Here is a 15,268-nt window from a genome sequence, read left to right as displayed (position 1 = left end):
GACGCGGGCATGACGAAAGGGGCTGCCCGGGACCTCGGTCCCAGGCAGCCCCTTTCTCGGCTCACCCCCGGAGGGCTACGCCTCCTTGCTCAGGTTCGGGCCCGCGCCGCCGCCCGCCGCCTGCTCGATCGGCGGGACGTCGGGGAGGGGCGACTTCTCCTCACCCCGGAAGGTGAAGGTCGCCGCGTCGCCCTCGCCCTCGGTGTCCACGACCACGATGTGACCGGGACGCAGCTCGCCGAAGAGGATCTTCTCCGACAGCGAGTCCTCGACCTCGCGCTGGATCGTGCGGCGCAGCGGACGCGCGCCCAGCACCGGGTCGTAGCCCCGCTTGGACAGCAGCTCCTTGGCGGACTGGGAGAGCTCGATGCCCATGTCCCGGTCCTTGAGGCGCTCGTCCACCTTGTCGATCATCAGGTCGACGATCCGCAGGATGTCGTCCTGGCTGAGCTGCGGGAAGACGACCACGTCGTCGACACGGTTGAGGAACTCGGGCCGGAAGTGCTGCTTGAGCTCGTCCTGGACCTTGTTCTTCATGCGCTCGTAGTTGGACTTCTTGTCACCCGCGGCGGCGAAGCCGAGGTTGAAGCCCTTGGAGATGTCCCGGGTGCCGAGGTTGGTCGTCATGATGATGACCGTGTTCTTGAAGTCCACGACCCGGCCCTGGGAGTCGGTCAGGCGACCGTCCTCCAGGATCTGGAGAAGGCTGTTGAAGATGTCCGGGTGGGCCTTCTCGACCTCGTCGAAGAGGACGACCGAGAACGGCTTGCGGCGGACCTTCTCCGTCAGCTGACCGCCCTCCTCGTAGCCCACGTATCCGGGGGGCGAACCGAAGAGGCGCGAGACCGTGTGCTTCTCGCTGAACTCCGACATGTCGAGGGAGATCAGCGCGTCCTCGTCACCGAAGAGGAACTCCGCCAGGGCCTTGGACAGCTCGGTCTTACCGACGCCGGACGGGCCGGCGAAGATGAACGAGCCACCGGGACGCTTCGGGTCCTTCAGGCCGGCACGGGTACGGCGGATCGCCTTCGAGAGCGCCTTGACGGCGTCCTTCTGGCCGATGACCCGCTTGTGGAGCTCGTCCTCCATGCGCAGCAGGCGGGAGGACTCCTCCTCCGTGAGCTTGAAGACCGGGATGCCCGTCGCCGTGGCGAGGACCTCGGCGATCAGCTCGCCGTCGACCTCGGCGACGACGTCCATGTCGCCGGCCTTCCACTCCTTCTCCCGCTTGGCCTTCGCGGCGAGGAGCTGCTTCTCCTTGTCGCGCAGGGAGGCGGCCTTCTCGAAGTCCTGCGAGTCGATCGCGGACTCCTTGTCGCGGCGGACGCCGGCGATCTTCTCGTCGAACTCGCGGAGGTCCGGCGGCGCGGTCATCCGGCGGATGCGCATCCGGGATCCGGCCTCGTCGATCAGGTCGATCGCCTTGTCCGGCAGGAAGCGGTCCGAGATGTAGCGGTCGGCGAGCGTCGCCGCCTGGACGAGGGCCTCGTCCGTGATGGAGACGCGGTGGTGGGCCTCGTAGCGGTCGCGCAGGCCCTTGAGGATCTCGATCGTGTGCGGCAGCGACGGCTCCGCGACCTGGATCGGCTGGAAGCGGCGCTCGAGGGCCGCGTCCTTCTCCAGGTGCTTGCGGTACTCGTCCAGCGTGGTCGCACCGATGGTCTGCAGCTCACCGCGGGCCAGCATCGGCTTGAGGATCGACGCGGCGTCGATGGCGCCCTCGGCGGCACCCGCACCGACCAGCGTGTGCAGCTCGTCGATGAACAGGATGATGTCGCCGCGGGTGCGGATCTCCTTGAGCACCTTCTTCAGGCGCTCCTCGAAGTCACCGCGGTAGCGGGAGCCGGCGACCAGGGCGCCGAGGTCCAGGGTGTAGAGGTGCTTGTCCTTGAGGGTCTCGGGCACCTCGCCCTTGACGATGGCCTGCGCGAGGCCCTCGACGACGGCGGTCTTGCCGACGCCGGGCTCACCGATGAGCACCGGGTTGTTCTTCGTACGGCGGGACAGCACCTGCATGACCCGCTCGATCTCCTTCTCGCGCCCGATGACCGGGTCGAGCTTGGACTCACGAGCGGCCTGGGTGAGGTTCCGGCCGAACTGGTCGAGGACCAGGGACGTGGAGGGGGTGCCCTCCGCAGGACCGCCGGCGGTGGCGGTCTCCTTGCCCTGGTAGCCGGAGAGCAGCTGGATGACCTGCTGCCGCACCCGGTTCAGATCTGCGCCCAGCTTGACCAGGACCTGGGCGGCGACGCCCTCGCCCTCGCGGATCAGGCCGAGCAGGATGTGCTCCGTGCCGATGTAGTTGTGGCCCAGCTGGAGGGCCTCGCGGAGCGACAGCTCCAGAACCTTCTTGGCACGGGGGGTGAAGGGGATGTGGCCGGACGGGGCCTGCTGGCCCTGGCCGATGATCTCCTCCACCTGCTGGCGGACCGCCTCGAGCGAAATCCCGAGGCTCTCAAGGGCCTTGGCGGCGACACCCTCACCCTCGTGGATCAGGCCCAGGAGGATGTGCTCGGTGCCGATGTAGTTGTGGTTGAGCATCCGGGCTTCTTCCTGAGCCAGGACGACAACCCGCCGCGCGCGGTCGGTGAACCTCTCGAACATCGTTAATCGCTCCTCAGAGCGGTCAGGCAGTAAGGGGAACTTCCCCTCCCTGTCCTTCCGCAGCTTAGTCCCGCAAGCGGGGACCGCTCATTCCAACTGCCGACACCGTCGATGGCCTCCTGACCCCTGACGCCGACATCTGCCACAACCCGATGGTGCGAGACGATGTTCCCGCAGGCCAGGCACTTACCCCACTCGCCAGTACGCCGATGGCGAACGCGAGACGGCCCGATCTGCATGTCGCCCCCTCCCACTAGGGATGTCTTACCCGCGGGGACTGACACTCCATGCCGCGCGCACCGGTTCCCTCCGCTACGGGCGAACAACCTTGCGCCTCCCCGCACCCCCGCACGCCCCCTCTTGCCGCCCTGCTTCAGCACTCTGTGCATTCGTTTCGCCACCCAGCGTAACCCGAGTGCTCTTTCGACTGTTGCACTTGGCATGGTTGGCGCCTCGCACCCGGACCCGGACCCGGCCCCTGTCGCTCCCGCGTCCGCCGTTGTGCCGTCGCCCCGCCGGCCCACCGGGAACGGCGGCTCGGTCCGGGAGCGGACACGGTGGTGGTACGAGAGCGTGCTCGGGTGGCCGACGGCGCCCGGGGAGCCGCTGCGGCTGCGCACGGGCGTCCGCTTCGACGTCCTGGACGTGCCGGCCGCCGCGGGGTACGCGACGCTGGAGCGGCTCGGGTGGTCCGGACGGGGTCCGCAGGGATTCCCGGTGGCCGTCCGGGGCGAGCGGATGCTGCTGCTCGTGGCGGCGGGCGGCGCGGAGGAGCTGCCCGGGCTGCTGGAGTGGCTGGAGTGGGGCTCGCTGGCGCTCGACCTGACGGCGGTGGGGGCGGACGGCCTCGTGGAGGCGCCCCTCGTCCCGGTCGTCCCGGAGCCCCGCGCGGTCGTCCCGGTGCCCCGCCCGGCCGGGCCGCCGCCGCGTCCCCCGGAGCGCGACGGCGTGCGGGGGGCCGCCGTCTGGCTGCGGCCCCCGGAGCCGGGGTGCGAGGTGGGGGCCTCGCTGCCGACGCTGTCGGCCCTCGGCCGCGCCGGAACCGCCCTGGATCTCGTCCGGCTGGTGCGCACGCTGGCCACGCAGTGCCACCGGGTCCGGCTCACCACCGACTGCCCGCCGCGGGCGTGGCCGGTGGCGCGGGTCGGGTGATCAGCCGTTGGCCTGCTCGTACGCCTCGCGGACCTTCGCGGGGACGCGGCCGCGGTCGTTGACGTCCCAGCCGTTCTCCTTGGCCCAGGCGCGGATCGCCGCGGTGTCCTGGCTGCCCCCGGAAGCGGCGCGCGCCTTGCCGCGGCCGCCAGAGGCACGGCCACCGGTACGGCGGCCACCCTTCAGGTACGGATCGAGAAGACCACGGAGCTTGTCCGCGTTGGCGGTGGTGAGGTCGATCTCGTAGGTCTTGCCGTCCAGTGCGAACGTCACGGTCTCGTCTGCCTCGCCGCCGTCGAGGTCGTCGACAAGAAGGACCTGAACCTTCTGTGCCACCGGATTTCCTTTCATCGATAACTTGAGGGCCGGGGTCCGTCGGCGTCCGCCGTATCGCCGTCCCTTGTTATATGCAGTACAGCAGTACGCCGGAAAGCAAACCGCTTTTGCCGGAAAAACACAAACCCCCGGCAGAGACCGGTAGCTCGACTCCGGGCCGGAAACATGCGCGTTTCGGACATAGGGAACCCATGAAGGGCACGTGGGTGGAATAAACCTCGAACGGCTGCGAACGACTGCGAAGGACTCGCGAACGGCTCGCGAAGGACTGTCCGGGGCGGCGGATGCCTACCGTCGGGCGGCGATCACAGATGCAGAAGCATCCGGCTGTTGCCCAAGGTGTTCGGTTTCACTCGTTCGAGCCCCAGGAACTCCGCAACGCCCTCGTCATAGGAACGCAGCAGCTCCGCGTACACATCGGCGTCGACCGGCGTCTCCCCGATCTCCACGAAGCCGTGCTTGCCGAAGAAGTCCACTTCGAAGGTCAGACAGAAAACGCGGCGAACACCGAGCCGGCGTGCCGTGTCCAGCAACTTCTCCAGCAGCTTGTGGCCGACGCCCGCGCCCTTCAGGCCGGGCTTCACCGCGAGAGTCCGCACTTCCGCGAGGTCTTCCCACATCACGTGCAGCGCGCCGCAGCCGACCACCTCGGCGTTGTCGTCCCGTTCCGCGACCCAGAACTCCTGGATGCTCTCGTAAAGCGTCACCATCGCTTTGTCGAGCAGGATACGGTCACGGACGTAGGTGTCGAGGAGCCGGCGTACGTCCGGGACATCCCTGGTGCGGGCCCGCCGGACGCTGATGGCATTTGACATGTGGGGACGCTATCGCTCGCCGCCGTCCGCTACCGCGCCGGGTCCCGGCGCGGGGGTTTCGGGTCCCTGCACGATGCGGATGGCGTCTCCGAGCGCCTGGCGCTGTTCCTCGCTCATCATGCCGAAGAAGGCGACGAGGGCGGCGGCGGGGTTGTCGCTCTGGGACCAGGCGTCGTTCATGAGGGCGGCGGCGTAGGCGGCGCGAGTGGAGACCGCCTCATATCGATAGGCCCGGCCTTCGGACTCGCGGCGCACCCAGCCCTTCTGATGGAGATTGTCCAAAACGGTCATCACGGTGGTGTACGCGATGGACCGTTCCTGTTGCAGGTCTTCCAGGACTTCTCGAACGGTCACGGGGCGGTTCCACTTCCACACCCTCGTCATGACCGTGTCTTCGAGTTCTCCCAATGGGCGAGGCACGCTTCGAACGATAGTGGGAGATCGGATCGATCGCGTGCCGGACGTGCGCCTTCGCCGGAAAACGGCACAAAAGGGGCGTACGGCTCCTCGGAAGAGGGAGCCGTACGCGGGAGCCGTACGCGGGTCCGGGGTAGGTCAGGCCTCGGGGTGGGGGGACTGCTGGCGGGCGCCCTCCGCCCGTGCGAGGGCGGCGTCGACGACCGCGTCCTCCTTGGCCTTGTTGGCGCCGCCCTGGGTCTTCACGATCACCCGGATCAAGCCGATGAAGAAGACGGCCATGACGGCCGGGGGCAGGAGCGCGGAGACGTAGTCCATGGGACCAGGGTAGCCAGGGGCCGTCAGCCGGCGGCCAGGTGGTGCCGGGAGTCCGGGGCGGGCGGGGCCGGCGGGGCGGGCTTGCGGGGCGGGAAGACCTCGCCGGGGGTGGGGACGGGGCGCTTGGGGGTCGCGGGGGCGGGGGCGGGGGCCGGACGGGGGGCCGGTTTCTCGGCGGGCTTCTGCGGGGGCTCCTTGCCGGACTGGCGGCCGCCGGGGACGGCGTGGAGGCGGGTGCGGGCGGCGGGGAGGGTGACGGTGGCGGTGGCGGACGTGGCCTCGGTGGACGCGGCGGCCGTCCCGGGGGCGCAGCGGGCCAGGAGGGCGGCTGCGGCGGGGTTGCCGCGCAGGGCGCCCAGGGCAGCCAGGTCGTCCGCGCCGGGACGGTGGCCGGCGCCCAGCGCCTCGTCCAGGAGCGCGAGGTAGCCGGTGGCGGTGCCGGGGAGGGCGGCCCTGTACCGGGCCAGGTCGGCCGTCAGGAAGGCGCGCAGCCTGGCGCCCTCCCGCATCGCCTCGTCGAGCGAGTCTGCGAGGTGGAGGCAGTCCTGGGCCTCCTGGGCCGAGACCGGGCTGGGGTTCAGGGCGAGGGCGAGGGCTCGGCGGAGCACGCGAAGCTCCTGAGCACCGAACGCCATGCCGCCGCGGGGTCCGTAGGGCGTGGGCATGCGGCGACGATACGCGCTAATCAGACAAACCCCGCATAGGGTGCGCGGGTGTGGCGCACACCCCCACCCGGATGCGGGTGCCTGCGGCGGCCTGCGCGGGTTCGGTGGGGGTGCGCCGTGCGCGGTGCGTGCGGTGGGTGGGTCGGGGCCGCGCCGGGGGGTGTCCGTCCTCGGAACGGCGCGAAATCGGTCACTTGAAAAGGCTCGGGGCGTTGACGCGCCAACCACTGCGGGCGGACACCCCCCGACCCGACCCCTTCTCGCCGTACCTACCTGGCTGCGGGCAGTCGTGCCGCTGGGGCGGCACGGGTGGGCGCAGCGGCACCCCGCAACGCCGGGCCGCGTCCCCCTCGCGCCCGCACCCACCCCGGGGGCGCCTACATGCGCGACACGTTGCGCTCGTACACCAGGCGCAGACCCATCAGCGTCAGCCACGGCTCGTGCTCGTCGATGACCGAGGACTCGCCCAGCACCATCGGCGCCAGCCCGCCCGTCGCGATGACCGTCACGTCGTCCGGGTCGTCGGCCAGCTCCCGCGCCATGCGGTTGACGACGCCGTCGACCTGGCCGGCGAAGCCGTACACGATGCCGGACTGCATCGCCTCGACCGTGTTCTTGCCGATCACGCTGCGCGGACGGGCCACCTCGATCTTGCGGAGCTGGGCGCCCTTGACGCCCAGCGCCTCGACCGAGATCTCGATGCCGGGCGCGATGACGCCACCGATGTACTCCCCGCGCGCGCTGACCGCGTCGAACGTCGTCGCCGTGCCGAAGTCGACGACGATCGCCGGGCCGCCGTACAGCTCGACCGCGGCGACCGCGTTGATGATGCGGTCGGCGCCGACCTCCTTGGGGTGGTCGGTGAGGATCGGGACGCCGGTCTTGACGCCCGGTTCGACGAGGACCGCGGGGACGTCGCCGTAGTAGCGGCGGGTGACCTCGCGGAGTTCGTGGAGGACGGAGGGGACCGTCGCGCAGATGGCGATGCCGTCGATGCCGTCGCCCAGCTCGTCGCCGAGGAGGGGATGCATGCCCATGAGGCCCTGGAGGAGCACCGCCAGTTCGTCGGCCGTGCGGCGCGAGTCCGTGGAGATGCGCCAGTGCTCGACGATGTCCTCGCCGTCGAAGAGGCCGAGGACGGTGTGCGTGTTGCCTACGTCGATCGTCAGCAGCATGGCGTCTACTCCGCAGCTCGCAGGTCCAGGCCGATGTCCAGGATCGGGGAGCTGTGGGTCAGGGCGCCCACGGCGAGGTAGTCGACGCCCGTGGCCGCGTACGCCTTGGCATTGGTGAGGGTCAGGCGGCCCGAGGCCTCCAGTGCGGCCCGGCCGGCGACCAGGGCCACCGCCTCCTCGCACTCGGCGGGGGTGAAGTTGTCCAGGAGGATCAGGTCGGCGCCCGCGTCCACCACCTCGCGCAGTTGGTGCAGGGTGTCGACCTCGACCTCGATGGGCACCTCGGGGAAGCTCTCGCGCACCGCGTTGAAGGCCTCGGCGACGCCGCCCGCGGCGACCACGTGGTTGTCCTTGACCAGGGCCGCGTCCGAGAGGGACATGCGGTGGTTGACGCCGCCGCCGCAGCGGACCGCGAACTTCTCCAGGCCGCGCAGGCCCGGCGTCGTCTTGCGGGTGTCGCGGACCTTGGCCTTCGTGCCGTCCAGGGCGTCCGCCCACGCGCGCGTGGCCGACGCGATGCCCGACATGCGGCACAGGAGGTTCAGCGCGCTGCGCTCGGCGGTCAGGATGTCGCGGGTGCGGGTGGTGACGGAGAGGAGCTTCTGGCCCTCCTGGACGCGGTCGCCGTCCTCTACGTGGCGCTCCACCTCGAACTCGTCCGTGCAGACGACCGACAGCACCGCCTCGGCGACCCTGAGGCCCGCCACGACGCCCGCCTCGCGGGCGGTGAAGTCGGCCGTGGCCACGGCGTCCTCGGGGATGGTCGCCACCGTCGTCACGTCCACGCCGCCGGCCAGGTCCTCCTGGATGGCGACGTTCGCGATGTCCTCGACCTCGACGGGGTCGAGTCCGGAGTCCAGCAGGAGGGCGGCGAGGGACGGGTCGAGGCCGCACTCCATGTAGGCGTCTTCTTCGGTGTCCGCGCCGCAGGCGCAGCCGTCGCCGCAGCCTCCGCCGGAGGCGAGGGGGAGTTCGGTGGGGTCGGAGGGGTTCACTGCTGTCACTGCTCCTGGGGACGGTGCGTCGGCTGGGCGCCGTGGACGGTCGGGGGGAATTCTGGCGTGTCCGTGGTGTGCACGGCGAGGGTGCGATCCGGGTTCAGCCGTACGACGACGTGGCGGCGCCATGTGGTGTCGTCGCGGTCCGCGTGGTCCTCGCGCCAGTGGCAGCCGCGGGTCTCCTCGCGCCGTGCCGCCGCGGCGACCAGGACGCGGGCCACGCACAGGAGGTTGGTGGCCTCCCAGGTGTCGACACCGGGTTCGGCGGTCTTGCCGTGCTCGTGCAGGGCCTCGCGGGCCTCGGCGTGGAGGCCCTGCAGCCGGTCGGCCGCGCGCGTGAGGGAGTCCGCCGAGCGCAGGACTCCGGCGCCCTCCGTCATGATCCGCTGGATGGTGAGGCGCGCCTCGGGAGGGAGGAGCGGGTGCTGCGGGTGCCGCGGGTGGTCCGGGTGCGGGAGGGGGGCCGGTACGCGCGCGTGCAGGGTGCCGGCCGTGTGGGCGGCCGCTATGTCGGCCGCGATGCGTTCGGCGTAGACCAGGCCCTCGAGGAGGGAGTTGGAGGCCAGGCGGTTGGCGCCGTGCACGCCCGTGCAGGCGACCTCGCCGCAGGCGTACAGGCCGGGGACCGTCGTACGGCCGCGGGCGTCGGTGCGGACGCCGCCCGAGGCGTAGTGGGCGGCCGGGGCGACGGGGACCGGTTCGGTGACCGGGTCGATGCCGTGTGCGCGGCAGGCGGCCAGGATCGTGGGGAAGCGGTGCTCCCACATCGTCCTGCCGAAGTGGCGGGCGTCCAGGTACATGTGGTCGGCGCCGTGCTCCTGCATACGGCGTGTGATGGCCTTCGCGACGATGTCCCGCGGGGCGAGTTCCGCGAGTTCGTGCTGCCCGATCATGAAGCGCACGCCGTCCGCGTCCACCAGGTGGGCGCCCTCGCCGCGTACCGCCTCGGAGACCAGGGGCTGCTGGCCCTCGGCGTCCGGGCCCAGGAAGAGGACGGTGGGGTGGAACTGGACGAATTCGAGATCGCTCACCTCGGCGCCGGCGCGCAGGGCGAGGGCCACTCCGTCGCCCGTGGAGACGGAGGGGTTCGTCGTCGCCGAGAAGACCTGGCCCATGCCGCCGGTGGCGAGGACGACCGCGGGGGCGTGGACCGCCCCGACGCCGTCGTGCTGGCCCTCGCCCATGACGTGCAGGGTGACGCCCGCGGTACGGCCCTCGGCGTCCGTGAGGAGGTCCAGGACGAGCGCGTTCTCCACCGTGCGCAGCCCTCGCGCGCGTACCGCCTCGACCAGGGCGCGGGAGATCTCGGCGCCCGTGGCGTCGCCGCCCGCGTGGGCGATGCGGCGGCGGTGGTGGCCGCCCTCGCGGGTGAGGGCCAGGCCGCCCTCGGCGGACTCGTCGAAGTGCGCACCGGTCGCGATGAGCCGGCGTACGGCGTCGGGGCCCTCGGTGACCAGGATGCGGACCGCTTCCTCGTCGCACAGGCCGGCGCCGGCGACCAGGGTGTCGTCCAGGTGCTGCTCGGGTGTGTCGCCCTCGCCGAGGGCCGCGGCGACACCGCCCTGGGCCCAGCGGGTGGAGCCGTCGTCCAGGCGGGCCTTGGTGACGACGACGGTCCGCAGACCGGCGGACTCGCAGCGCAGTGCCGCGGTGAGGCCCGCGACGCCGGAGCCGACGACCACCACGTCCGCGGCGATCGCCCAGCCGGGCGCGGGGGCGTGCAGTCGTATGCCTGTGCTGGTCACGAGGCGGCTCCGAGGGGTCCGAAGGTGAGGTGGACGTTGTCGATCAGGCGGGTCGCGCCGACCCGGGCGGCGACGGCGAGGACGGCCTCGCCGGTGTGGTCGTCGCCGATCTCGGTGAAGTCGGACGGGTCGACCAGGGCGAGGTAGTCCAGCTCCAGGGGCGGGGTGGCCCGGGCGGCGTCGTCCAGCACCAGGCGGGCGGCCTCCCGGACGGCCGTGGCGCTGCCGGGGGCGGAGGTTGCGACGGCGTGGGCGTCGGCCGCCGCGCGGGACTCGCCCAGGGCGCTGAGCGCCTCGGCGCGGGCCTGGGTGGCGGGGACCTCGCGGGCCCTCGCGCACAGCGCCTCCTGGGCGGCGTGCCGGTCCAGCCCCGCGAAGAGGGCCTGGGAGAGCGCGAGGGCGGTGCGGCGCTCCGGCGTCGAGAGGAAGCGGTTGCGGCTGGACAGGGCGAGGCCGTCCTCCTCGCGCACGGTGGGGACGCCGACGATCTCCACGCCGAAGTTCAGGTCGCGGACCATGCGGCGGATCAGCGCGAGCTGCTGGGCGTCCTTCTGGCCGTAGAGGGCGAGGTCGGGGCGGGTGAGGTGGAGCAGCTTGGCGACGACGGTGAGCATGCCGTCGAAGTGGCCGGGGCGGGAGGCGCCCTCCAGGCGTTCGCCCATCGGGCCCGCGGTGATGCGCACCTGGGGTTCACCGCCCGGGTAGACCTCGTCGACGGCGGGGGCGAAGACGGCGTCGGCACCCGCGCGTCCGGCGATCTCCAGGTCGGCGTCCAGGGTGCGCGGGTAGCGGTCGAGGTCCTCGCCGGCGCCGAACTGGAGCGGGTTCACGAAGACCGTGACGACGACCTCGCCGTCCGGTCCGGCGATGTCGCGCGCCGTGCGGATCAGGGTGGCGTGGCCCTCGTGCAGGGCGCCCATGGTCATCACGACGGCCCGGCGACCGCGCCGCGCACGCGCGTGCAGCTCGCCGGCGGTGCGCAGGAGGACGGGAGGGGTGGGGGTCGTCATCGCGCGTCTCCGTCGTCGGTGCCGGTCGGGTCGTCGGTGCCGGTCGGGCCTTCAGGGCCGGTGGGGCCGTCCCCTTGCGGGCTGTCTTCCGGCCCGGGGGTGCCCTCGGGGCCCGTGTCGGTGTCGGGGGTGCGTTCCGGGTCGGTGGGGCCGTCCGCGGCCGGGGCTCCGGTGGGGCGCGTGCCCGTGGAGTTCTCGGCGAGGACACCGAGCAGGTCCTCGGCGAGTTCGGGCTTCAGCAGGCCGTGGTCCAGGGCGCGGTCGGCAGTCGCGCGGGCCATCGCCAGGTAACCGGCGACGGCCTGGGGGGCGTGTTCGCGCAGCTCCACGATGTGCGCGGCGACCGTGCCCGCGTCGCCGCGCGCGACGGGGCCGGTGAGGGCAGCGTCGCCGGAGCGCAGCGCGTTGTCGAGGGAGGCGCCGAGCAGCGGGCCGAGCATCCGGTCGGGGGCCGCCACGCCCGCCGTGCGCAGCAGCTCCATGGACTGGGCGACGAGGGTGATCAGGTGGTTGGAGCCCAGCGCCAGCGCCGCGTGGTACAGCGGGCGCCTGTCCTCGGCGATCCACTCCGGCTCGCCGCCCATCTCGATGACCAGGGCCTCGGCGGCCAGCCGCAGCTCCTCGGGCGCGGTGACGCCGAAGGAGCAGCCGGCCAGCCGCTGGACGTCCACCGGGGTGCCGGTGAAGGTCATCGCCGGGTGCAGGGCCAGCGGCAGGGCGCCGGCGCGCAGCGCGGGGTCCAGGACCTTCGCCCCGTACCGCCCGGAGGTGTGCACCAGCAGCTGGCCCGGACGCACCGCCCCCGTCTCGGCGAGCCCGGTCACCAGGCCGGGCAGGGCGTCGTCGGGGACGGTCAGCAGGACCAGCTCGGCGCGCTGGAGGACCTCCGCGGGCGTCATGAGCGGCACGTCGGGGAGGAGGACGGCGGCCCGCCTCCTGGAGGCGTCGGAGACCCCGGAGACGGCCACCGGGCGGTGCCCGGCGAGCTGGAGGGACGCGGCCAGCGCGGGGCCCACCCGTCCGGCGCCGACAACGCCTACGGTGAGCCGCGCGGGGCGGTCCTTGGGGTCTGCCTGTGGGGTTGTGTTCACGCGACGGCGGCCTTCCCGTTCCAGTCCGCTCGGGGTACCGGACGATTTCTCGTCATGTTAACGCGATCGGTCCGGGCGACGTCCGGTTGTCCACAGGCTGTGGGTTTCCGTGCGGCGCCGGAGCACACACCCCGCGCGCGTGTCGGAACGTGTGCGGAAACCGGGTGCCCGGCGCGCGGTCCGCGCGACATGATCCCTGCATGAGCGACACGGCAGAACAGGAAGAGCGGGCGGCACCGGCCGGACCGGAAGCGCCGACGGCACGGGACGAGCCGGCGGAGCGGCGCGACAGGCGCAGCCGGGAGCGGCGCGTGGCCGCCCTCCGGGGCGCGCGGCGCGTACTCGCCCGCCCGGGCTTCGTCACGACCCTGCGCGAGCGCATCGCCGTGCTCGACGGGGCCGAGGAGCTGTACGACCTCGACGAGCCCTCCGACATGTACGGCAACGGCGTCGTCGAGGCCCTGGAGGCGAGGACCGCCGCCCTGCTCGGCACGGAGGCCGCCGCCTTCTTCCCGACCGGGACCATGGCCCAGCAGGTCGCCCTGCGCTGCTGGGCCGGCCGCACCGGCAACCCGGTCGTCGCCCTGCACGGTCTGGGCCATCCCGAGCAGCACGAGCGCAACGCCTTCAGCCGGGTCAGCGGCCTGCACCCGGTACGGCTGACCGACGCGCCCCGGCCGCCGACGGCCGACGAGGTGCGCGGCTTCGAGGAGCTGTTCGGGGCGCTGATGCTGGAACTGCCGCTCAGGGAGGCCGGATACCTGCTGCCCACCTGGGAGGAACTCACCGAGGTGGTCGAGGCCGCCCGGGAGCGCGACGCGGTGGTCCACTTCGACGGGGCCCGCCTGTGGGAGTGCACCGTCCACTTCGGCCGCCCCCTGGCCGAGATCGCGGGCCTGGCGGACAGCGTGTACGTCTCGTTCTACAAGTCCCTCAAGGGCTACGGCGGCGCCGCCCTGGCCGGTCCGCGGACGCTGGTCGAGGAGGCGAAGGCCTGGCGGCACCGGTACGGCGGCCAGGTGTTCCAGCAGTTCCCCACGGCGCTGTCCGCCCTGGCCGGTCTGGAGCGCGAGCTGCCCCGGCTGCCCTCGTACGTGGCCCACGCGCGCGTGGTGGCGGCCGCGCTGCGCGAGTCACTCGCGGCGGCGGGGCTGCCGTGGGCGCGGGTGCGGCCCGAGGTGCCGCACACGCACGAGTTCCAGGTCTGGCTGCCCTGCGACCCCGACGCCGCGGGCGAGGCGGCGCTCCGGCAGGCCGAGGAGACCGGGACGATGCTGTTCTCCCAGCCCTGGGACGCGGCCGGTCCCGGGATCGCCCTCACCGAGGTGTCGGTGGGCGAGTCGGGCCTGGAGTGGACGGCCGACGACGTGCGGGCCGCGGTCGCCGACTTCGCCGCCCGGCTGACAGCGTGACGGCCTGACGGCCTGACACGGGACGCCCGGCCGGTCAGCCCAGGGGGCGCGGCCACCGGGACCACCACCGGCGCAGGGCCCGCCGTACCCGCCCGCGCGCCGGGCGGCCGGCGAGCACGGCCCGGAACCGGCGGCGGTCGTGCCACTCCCGGACGACCTGCCAGTCGTGGGCGCCGGGCGCGGGCGGCCCGGGCTCACCGAGCTGCCGGGCCCGGTAGGTGTCGAGGAGGTACTGCTGCGTGATGCTCATGGCGGATCGCCCTCTTGAGGAGACGTAGCGGTGGGTACGGGCTCCGCGGCTGCCCCGGTGACTCCAGACTGCGCCGGTCCCCGCCCCGCGGTCGCGCCGATTGACGGCGGCGGTCAATCGGCGGCGGCGTTGTCGGTGGCGGCGTGCACCATGGGGACATGAGCGTGCGCATCGACATCACGGGGCTGCGGCCGGAGCGGGTCGCCGTCGTGCCCTCTCCGCTGGCCGAGCTGGGTATGGCGCTGCACGCGCTGTCCGAGCCGGGGCACCACCCGGGGCTCCAGGGCTGGGTGACGGGCGTGACCGCCCGGCTCGACTCGCACCTGGCGGACCGGATGTGCGAGGCCGACTTCCTGTGGCGGACGACCTTCTCGGACCTGTTCATGCCGTTCGCCGGGGTGCCGGGCCGCAGCACCCTGCCCGGTGCCACCCTCGCCGACGACCTGGACCTGCTCGACAAGCTGTCCGACGAGCAGTTCGTCGACGCGGCCCTGGAGTTCACCTGCGCGCTGCCGTACAGCACCGGTGGGGTCTCGGCGCTCGACGACCCCGAGGTGCGCCGGCGCGCGCTGGACCTGGCCGCCGCGCGGGGACCGCAGCAGCTGCGCTTCAGCGAGCGGCTGCTGGCCGATCCGCCGCGGATCCGGGACTGGCTGCGGCAGTTCGCCCGGGACTGCGACGAGGCGTTCTTCGCCGAGGCCTGGTCCCGGCTGCGCCACCAGCTCGCGGCCGACGCCCGCCGCAAGACGGACCTGCTGCGCCACAAGGGCCTCGCCGAGGCCCTGGCCGCCGTGTCCCCGGCGGTGGCCCTGGACGAGGGCGCCGCCAGGATCACCGTCGACAAGCTGGGCGACGGCCGTTCCGCGACGGCGGACGGCGGCCTGCTGCTGGTCCCGACCAGCCTGGGCTGGCCGCACCTGATGGTCCTGCACCGGCACGGCTGGCAGCCGGTGCTGCACTACCCGGTCGGCTCCCCCGAGCTGGCCTCGCCGCCCTCGGTCGAGCAGCTCACGATGCGGATGACGGCGCTGTCCCACCCCGTCCGGATGCGGATCTGCCGGTACCTGGCCCGCAGTGCGTACACCACGGGCGAGCTGGCGCAGGTGCACGGCATGACGGCGCCCGAGATATCCCGGCACCTGGGCGTGCTGAAGAAGGCCGGACTGGTCACCACCCGCCGCCGCGGCCGGTACGTCCTGCACCAGCTGGACGTCACGGTGGTGGCCCGGCTGGGCAGCGACTTCCTGGAGGGGATCCTGCGCTGAAGCCGGTCCCGGGCG

At 72.7% G+C, this 15,268-nt stretch carries 15 protein-coding genes; 3 read left to right on the top strand and 12 right to left on the bottom strand.

The window, feature by feature from the left end; all coding sequences use genetic code 11:
- Positions 1-75: 75 nt before the first annotated feature.
- The gene (locus tag ACH4D3_RS29995; RefSeq protein ID WP_398328328.1) at positions 76-2,604 is read right to left on the bottom strand and encodes an ATP-dependent Clp protease ATP-binding subunit; all 2,529 of its coding nucleotides are present in this window, start codon (positions 2,602-2,604) and stop codon (positions 76-78) included.
- 441 nt (positions 2,605-3,045) lie between these two features.
- Here ACH4D3_RS29995 and ACH4D3_RS29990 point away from each other — a divergent pair, with 441 nt between their 5' ends.
- Positions 3,046-3,756 (top strand): SCO3374 family protein, encoded by a 711-nt coding sequence (locus ACH4D3_RS29990; protein WP_398328325.1) that lies wholly within the window; start codon positions 3,046-3,048, stop codon positions 3,754-3,756.
- On the opposite strand, the gene ACH4D3_RS29985 is transcribed toward ACH4D3_RS29990, so the two are convergent.
- The 10 genes from ACH4D3_RS29985 to ACH4D3_RS29940 form a co-directional block, all read right to left on the bottom strand.
- Complete coding sequence (locus ACH4D3_RS29985) at positions 3,757-4,092, bottom strand: Lsr2 family protein (RefSeq protein WP_003975458.1); 336 nt, start codon at positions 4,090-4,092, stop codon at positions 3,757-3,759.
- Between the two features lie 305 nt (positions 4,093-4,397).
- A complete protein-coding gene (locus tag ACH4D3_RS29980) occupies positions 4,398-4,907 on the bottom strand; it encodes an amino-acid N-acetyltransferase (RefSeq protein WP_398328322.1) in 510 nt (169 codons plus the stop codon).
- Positions 4,908-4,916: 9 nt separating this feature from the next.
- Positions 4,917-5,315 (bottom strand): BlaI/MecI/CopY family transcriptional regulator, encoded by a 399-nt coding sequence (locus tag ACH4D3_RS29975; protein WP_398328472.1) that lies wholly within the window; start codon positions 5,313-5,315, stop codon positions 4,917-4,919.
- Positions 5,316-5,462: 147 nt separating this feature from the next.
- The gene (locus ACH4D3_RS29970) at positions 5,463-5,642 is read right to left on the bottom strand and encodes a membrane protein (RefSeq protein ID WP_011028944.1); all 180 of its coding nucleotides are present in this window, start codon (positions 5,640-5,642) and stop codon (positions 5,463-5,465) included.
- Positions 5,643-5,665: 23 nt separating this feature from the next.
- Positions 5,666-6,307: a hypothetical protein gene (locus ACH4D3_RS29965; protein WP_398328319.1), complete on the bottom strand. Its 642-nt coding sequence runs from the start codon at positions 6,305-6,307 to the stop codon at positions 5,666-5,668.
- Positions 6,308-6,684: 377 nt separating this feature from the next.
- Complete coding sequence (locus ACH4D3_RS29960) at positions 6,685-7,482, bottom strand: type III pantothenate kinase (protein ID WP_003975453.1); 798 nt, start codon at positions 7,480-7,482, stop codon at positions 6,685-6,687.
- Positions 7,483-7,487: 5 nt separating this feature from the next.
- Entirely contained in the window at positions 7,488-8,477 is a 990-nt protein-coding gene (gene nadC / locus ACH4D3_RS29955; protein WP_398328469.1) for a carboxylating nicotinate-nucleotide diphosphorylase, read from the bottom strand.
- Between the two features lie 5 nt (positions 8,478-8,482).
- The gene (locus tag ACH4D3_RS29950) at positions 8,483-10,225 is read right to left on the bottom strand and encodes an L-aspartate oxidase (RefSeq protein ID WP_398328316.1); all 1,743 of its coding nucleotides are present in this window, start codon (positions 10,223-10,225) and stop codon (positions 8,483-8,485) included.
- Entirely contained in the window at positions 10,222-11,235 is a 1,014-nt protein-coding gene (gene panC / locus ACH4D3_RS29945; RefSeq protein ID WP_398328313.1) for a pantoate--beta-alanine ligase, read from the bottom strand. The genes ACH4D3_RS29950 and panC overlap by 4 nt, the downstream gene beginning before the upstream one ends.
- Positions 11,232-12,326, bottom strand: a complete 1,095-nt coding sequence (locus ACH4D3_RS29940; protein ID WP_398328310.1) for a Rossmann-like and DUF2520 domain-containing protein — start codon at positions 12,324-12,326, stop codon at positions 11,232-11,234. Before ACH4D3_RS29940 ends, panC begins: the two co-directional genes overlap by 4 nt.
- A 200-nt stretch (positions 12,327-12,526) precedes the next feature.
- Between ACH4D3_RS29940 and ACH4D3_RS29935 the strand changes: the two genes are divergently transcribed.
- Complete coding sequence (locus tag ACH4D3_RS29935) at positions 12,527-13,738, top strand: threonine aldolase family protein (protein ID WP_398328307.1); 1,212 nt, start codon at positions 12,527-12,529, stop codon at positions 13,736-13,738.
- Between the two features lie 34 nt (positions 13,739-13,772).
- Here the strand turns inward: ACH4D3_RS29935 and ACH4D3_RS29930 are convergent, their stop codons facing one another.
- Entirely contained in the window at positions 13,773-13,988 is a 216-nt protein-coding gene (locus ACH4D3_RS29930) for a hypothetical protein (protein WP_398328304.1), read from the bottom strand.
- 158 nt (positions 13,989-14,146) lie between these two features.
- Here ACH4D3_RS29930 and ACH4D3_RS29925 point away from each other — a divergent pair, with 158 nt between their 5' ends.
- A complete protein-coding gene (locus ACH4D3_RS29925; RefSeq protein ID WP_398328301.1) occupies positions 14,147-15,253 on the top strand; it encodes a DUF5937 family protein in 1,107 nt (368 codons plus the stop codon).
- The last annotated feature ends 15 nt before the right edge of the window (positions 15,254-15,268 follow it).

It is taken from the genome of Streptomyces sp. NPDC018026, assembly GCF_044327745.1.
GTDB lineage: Bacteria > Actinomycetota > Actinomycetes > Streptomycetales > Streptomycetaceae > Streptomyces > Streptomyces rubrogriseus.
This window is presented reverse-complemented; position numbering and strand designations above follow the sequence as displayed.

What these genes read in the sequence shown, in the direction of transcription:
- ACH4D3_RS29965 (WP_398328319.1), bottom strand. Translation starts at nt 6,307, where the DNA reads ATGCCCACGCCCTACGGACCCCGCGGCGGCATGGCGTTCGGTGCTCAG.
- ACH4D3_RS29960 (WP_003975453.1), bottom strand. Translation starts at nt 7,482, where the DNA reads ATGCTGCTGACGATCGACGTAGGCAACACGCACACCGTCCTCGGCCTC.
- ACH4D3_RS29995 (WP_398328328.1), bottom strand. Translation starts at nt 2,604, where the DNA reads ATGTTCGAGAGGTTCACCGACCGCGCGCGGCGGGTTGTCGTCCTGGCT.
- ACH4D3_RS29970 (WP_011028944.1), bottom strand. Translation starts at nt 5,642, where the DNA reads ATGGACTACGTCTCCGCGCTCCTGCCCCCGGCCGTCATGGCCGTCTTC.
- ACH4D3_RS29930 (WP_398328304.1), bottom strand. Translation starts at nt 13,988, where the DNA reads ATGAGCATCACGCAGCAGTACCTCCTCGACACCTACCGGGCCCGGCAG.
- ACH4D3_RS29935 (WP_398328307.1), top strand. Translation starts at nt 12,527, where the DNA reads ATGAGCGACACGGCAGAACAGGAAGAGCGGGCGGCACCGGCCGGACCG.
- ACH4D3_RS29925 (WP_398328301.1), top strand. Translation starts at nt 14,147, where the DNA reads ATGAGCGTGCGCATCGACATCACGGGGCTGCGGCCGGAGCGGGTCGCC.
- ACH4D3_RS29980 (WP_398328322.1), bottom strand. Translation starts at nt 4,907, where the DNA reads ATGTCAAATGCCATCAGCGTCCGGCGGGCCCGCACCAGGGATGTCCCG.
- ACH4D3_RS29990 (WP_398328325.1), top strand. Translation starts at nt 3,046, where the DNA reads ATGGTTGGCGCCTCGCACCCGGACCCGGACCCGGCCCCTGTCGCTCCC.
- panC (WP_398328313.1), bottom strand. Translation starts at nt 11,235, where the DNA reads ATGACGACCCCCACCCCTCCCGTCCTCCTGCGCACCGCCGGCGAGCTG.